At 36.2% G+C, this 4948-nt stretch carries 3 protein-coding genes; 1 reads left to right on the forward strand and 2 read right to left on the reverse strand.

Annotated elements, in window-relative coordinates:
- Positions 1-53: 53 nt before the first annotated feature.
- Both yidC and pyrG read right to left on the reverse strand, forming a co-directional pair.
- Entirely contained in the window at positions 54-1889 is a 1836-nt protein-coding gene (gene yidC / locus E1171_RS07125; RefSeq protein ID WP_155205321.1) for a membrane protein insertase YidC, read from the reverse strand.
- A gap of 357 nt (positions 1890-2246) precedes the next feature.
- Positions 2247-3872 carry a CTP synthase gene (gene pyrG, locus E1171_RS07130; protein WP_155205322.1) on the reverse strand — a complete coding sequence of 542 codons (1626 nt, stop codon included), beginning with the start codon at positions 3870-3872 and terminating at the stop codon, positions 2247-2249.
- A 391-nt stretch (positions 3873-4263) separates the two neighbouring features.
- Between pyrG and E1171_RS07135 the strand changes: the two genes are divergently transcribed.
- Positions 4264-4776, forward strand: coding sequence for a hypothetical protein (locus E1171_RS07135; protein WP_155205323.1), 513 nt, complete (start codon positions 4264-4266; stop codon positions 4774-4776).
- Positions 4777-4948: the final 172 nt, after the last annotated feature.

A 4948-nucleotide genomic window follows, 5' to 3' on the forward strand; every position in this document is an offset into this window, starting at 1 on the left:
AAAAAAAAGGAACGTCACTCAAGACATTCCTTTTTTAGGATGTTATTTTATTGTTATTTATTCTTTCGCTGTTGCTGCTGTTCTTGCGCAGCTTTCATCGCTTCTTGTATCCGTTGCTGAAAACCAGATTTTTTTCCTTTGTTTCTCTTCTTACTTTTCTCCAGCATTTCATGAATCTTTTTGTCATCGACAAACCTTCGAGTGATCATTTGTTGACCGAAAGTTACCATTTGAGAACAGAAGTAATAATAGCTTAGACCAGCAGGGTATGAGTTGAGGACAAACATGAATACTATTGGCATCAAGTACGTCATAGTTTTCATCGGGCCTTGAGCAGCCGCTCCACTTACCTGGTTATTTGACCAGGTGTATAAAAATGTAGAAGCAGTCATCAGTAGGGTAAATAAACTGATGTGGTTACCTAAAAACGGAATTGTTGTCGACAAGTGAATGAAGGCATCATAAGTAGAAAGGTCCGGGGCCCACAAAAAGGCTTTTTGCCGTAATTCAATTGAGTTAGGGAAGAAGCTAAACATAGCATACAATACAGGCAACTGTAAAAGCACAGGTACACAGCCACTTAATGGATTAATGCCGATTTTTTGGTATAATTCCATTTGGGCAGCCTGTTGTTTTTGCAAATTGTCAGGAAATTGGGCCTTAATCTCATCTAATTCCGGTTTTAAAGCTTTCGTCTTTGCCATCGAAATATATGACTTATACGAAAGTGGGAAAAGGAAAATTTTGATGATAAGGACCAGGATCAGGATAATGATTCCATAATTAGGAATCCACTTTTCCAAGACTTGGAAGATGGTTATAATCACATATTGATTAATCCAGCGGAATATAGCCCACCCCAAGAATACATTTTTGTCGAAGCCTGGAGTGACTTTTTTCATTACGTTAAAGTCATTTGGACCAAAGTAGTAGGTGAAATTCCCTTTTCCTCCCTGAAGGTCAGATAACGGGATTTGAAGATTTACATCTGCTATTTTTACATAAGTGGTATCCGCTTCATTGAAATCTGTTGAAAGGATCACATTTTTAAATGGATTACTCTTGGAGATAATAGCAGAGGTGAAGAACTTTTGTTTAATTCCAATCCATTTTACTCCTTCAGTTACGGCTACTTCCTGTTTGCCTTCTGATCGCTTGTCTAAGTCTTCAAAATCCTCACTAGCTGTAAAGTAATTAATGGTGGTGTTTAATCGGGATTGTTTTAAATCATCCTCCAGCTTTATTAGACGATCATTCCAGCTGTAAACTAAATTATTATCAGTGGTTAACTGATCCACCCCCTTCATATCAAGGTTGTAGTCAATATTGTAATTGTCACCAGCAAGTGTATAGGTTTGGGTAATTGATTGTCCATTTCCTAAAGGTACACTAAAGGAAACCGATGCATTTTCCCCCTCCTTGATTTTTATATCCTGAGCATTAGAGGTAAAGTAAAGATCTGAAAGGTTAACCGGACCAGAAGGGGTCTTTAAAATCAAATCAATTTGATCACTTTCGTCATTAAAGATGATCAAGGGTTTTTTGTCAAAAGTGTAATAATCCTTGATTAAAGCCTCCTTGATTCTTCCTCCTTTGGTATTGAAAGTGATTTTTACTTTTTCATTTTCAATGGTAATATCCCGATCTTCACCACTTAAAGCAGATCCGAACTGGCCGTATTTTTCTTGATTTAGAAGGTTTTCTAAAGAGTCAGTTTTTGTAAAAATCTGGTGCGTTTTTTCACCTTCGGTTGTGCCGCTATCTTGTATGGTAGTTTGCTCCGTACCCTCTACCGTAGGAGGTGGAGTAGGTTCAGGTGCAAAGAACTTAAAATAAACTACAAGTAATACGGAGATTAAAACTAAACCGGTAATTTGGTTTTTATCCATAGTTTTAGTTAAGGTAAATTAAGGGTTTTCTTTATTTATCGCCTGTTGAATTATTTTAAAAATATTCAAGAGTAAAGAGAAAAAAGTTCTTAGTCTAAGGAACCAAAATAACTTTTACCAATCATTTTTTGCCTTAAATCTTTTCCTTCAACAAGGCGGCAAATATACCTATTTATTTCTTTCTTCCGAAAATAATTACTTCAATCGCTCAGAAGAACTTCCACACACCTTTTTTACCTTCCCAGTAAGGCAGTGCATCATGGGAGCTCTTCCGAAAATCTAGCTATTCCACAAGCCTTTATTAAGTTGTTTCTGGACCTGGGCCAGGAATACTTTTATTTCTTAATATCGTTTAACTTACCCATGGTTCATTGTCGTTTTATGTTCAATTGCCGCTTTAATGAATTTCACAAATAGGGGTTGTGGATTCATCACTGTACTTTTTAATTCGGGATGGTATTGTGTTCCAATAAACCATGGATGATCTTTCAATTCAACTACTTCCACTAGTCCCGTTGCTGGGTTGACACCTGAAGGAATCATCCCCGCTTTCTCAAAGTCTTCTAGGTATTTATTGTTAAATTCATAACGGTGCCGATGCCTTTCAGCAACCTTATTTCTCCCATATACACTATAAGCTTTTGAGCCTTTTTTAAGTTCACAAGGATAAGAGCCAAGACGCATAGTGCCACCTTTCATGGTAATCGTTTTCTGCTCTTCCATGATATCAATGACGGCATGAGGAGTTTTAGGATCCATTTCGGCAGAATGGGCTTTGGTCAACCCAAGGACATTTTGAGCAAATTCGATAACGGCACATTGCATTCCTAAACAAATTCCAAAGAATGGGATTTTGTTTTCCCTTGCGTATCGAACAGCTTCTAATTTACCCGGAATTCCTCTTTCACCAAACCCTGGAGCAACCAAAATCCCATCGTAAGGAGCCAAGATGTTTTCTATATTTTCTTTGTTAATAGTTTCGGACGAAATCCAGCCTATATTTACCTTGCATTCATTTTCTGCACCTGCATGCACAAATGATTCCACAATAGATTTATAGCTGTCTGGTAGTTCAACATATTTACCAACTAGAGCTACGTTTACCTCACTGGTTGGGTTCTTTAATCGCCCGAGGAAGTCCTTCCATTTATTAAGGTTAGGTTCGGTTTTATGGGGTAGTTTTAATTTGGTAAGTACTCTTTCATCGAGTTTTTCTTTTCGCATGAGTAGAGGAACATCATAAATCGTATCAGCATCAATTGATTCAATAACTGAGTTGATGTTAACATTACAAAACAAGGCTAACTTCTTTCTTATATCGTTAGGTAGATGATGTTCAGTACGACATACCAAAATGTCAGGTTGAATACCTGATTCCAGCAATTGTTTTACCGAATGTTGTGTAGGCTTAGTTTTTAATTCCCCAGCAGATTTTAGATAAGGAATAAGTGTCAAATGAATATTGATGAAATTATTAGGGCCTAAATCCCATCTGGCCTGCCTTACGGCTTCAATAAAGGGCAAGGATTCAATGTCACCTACACATCCTCCGATTTCGGTGATAACGATATCGTACTTACCGGTTTCTCCCAGCTTAAAAAAGCTTCTTTTAATTTCGTCGGTAATATGTGGAACCACTTGAACGGTTTTACCCAGATATTCTCCCTGTCGTTCTTTAGTAATTACATTATGGTAAATTTTACCAGTGGTGACATTATTACCTTGTGAAGTAGGTATATTTAGAAATCTTTCATAATGGCCTAAGTCAAGGTCCGTTTCGGCCCCATCATCCGTTACATAGCATTCCCCATGCTCGTAAGGATTTAAAGTTCCTGGATCAATATTGATATAAGGGTCAAATTTCTGAATGGTAACTGAAAAACCCCTTGCTTGTAAAAGTTTGGCAAGAGAGGCGGAAATGATACCTTTTCCTAAGGAAGAAGTGACTCCTCCTGTTACAAAAATGTGTTTAGCAGATGCCATAAGTATGGGTTTTGTTTTTGTACTTATGGGATACAAAGGTAAGAGAATAAAGTGGAATTATTGATATGATACGTTGGTTTATTGCATTCTTTTGGGTTAGCAAAAATTAATGATCCTATAAAGGAAGGTGTTTATTGATTTTATAATAGTCTGTTGGTGTTAGGTTTATGTTTATTTGAAACATTTTCTTTTTTCTTTAAGGTACCTAATGAAATTTTAAGAGAGGGGTTAATTAATTACTAATTGTGTTAATGGAGGGGAGAAATCACCTTTTTTGTTCCTAAACCGTCTGGATTCTAAAAATGCAATTGGCCCTATATTAGGAAAGGAAAGTTTAAGGGATTCTCACTTATATTTTATTATCTTTGCAGGCCAAAATCAAATTTAGTTCATGCAAGAATTGTCTTTTGATCAGGCGTTGGTGCTTTTAAAAAAAGAAGAAGTTCTATGGTTTTGCGATAAGTCCTCTTGCGGAATCGCTTTTGTAGTGGGTAGTGATAAAGCTTTAAAACAAGCCTTGGCCCTTACAGACATTTCATTCGAAAAATTTTCTTTGTTGATTGGTGAAATAGGTCAATTTTATGATTATGTGGAGAAAATTCCTGATATGGCTTGGGATATTGCCGAATATACCGATAGGGCTTTAGACCTGGTATTGCCAAGAGGTAAAAATCTTTCTCGAGAACTTTTAGGACCAAAGGAAGAAGTTAAACTTCGATGGGTGAAGGGTGGAGATTTACATAAACTTTTATTTAAGTTACGAAAAGCCCTGGTTTTTATTCCTACAAGAGAAAATCTTAATTTCCCTTTTAAGGGAAAGCTTGTCTTTAAAGGAAAAAATTATTTAAAGTCTGATAGAACCATGCAACTTGGACTGGACGGAGAGTTTCATATCGATCACTAAATGTGGTTTTTAAATTGGGATTGGGAAAGGTAAAAGCATAAATCTAACATAATAGAAACTTTTTAAAATTATAATTCCCTTAATTAAAATGTTATACATGATTATAGGCATTGTGGGGAAAAAATGGGCTTTTTGAAGTTTTAAATGGCTTAATGCTTAGTTTGTATTATTT

It is taken from the genome of Xanthovirga aplysinae (assembly GCF_009711365.1).
GTDB lineage: Bacteria > Bacteroidota > Bacteroidia > Cytophagales > Cyclobacteriaceae > Xanthovirga > Xanthovirga aplysinae.

Bases quoted from the DNA above. Each gene is read 5' to 3' on its own strand.
- yidC (WP_155205321.1), bottom strand. From the start codon at position 1,889: ATGGATAAAAACCAAATTACCGGTTTAGTTTTAATCTCCGTATTACTT.
- pyrG (WP_155205322.1), bottom strand. From the start codon at position 3,872: ATGGCATCTGCTAAACACATTTTTGTAACAGGAGGAGTCACTTCTTCC.
- E1171_RS07135 (WP_155205323.1), top strand. From the start codon at position 4,264: ATGCAAGAATTGTCTTTTGATCAGGCGTTGGTGCTTTTAAAAAAAGAA.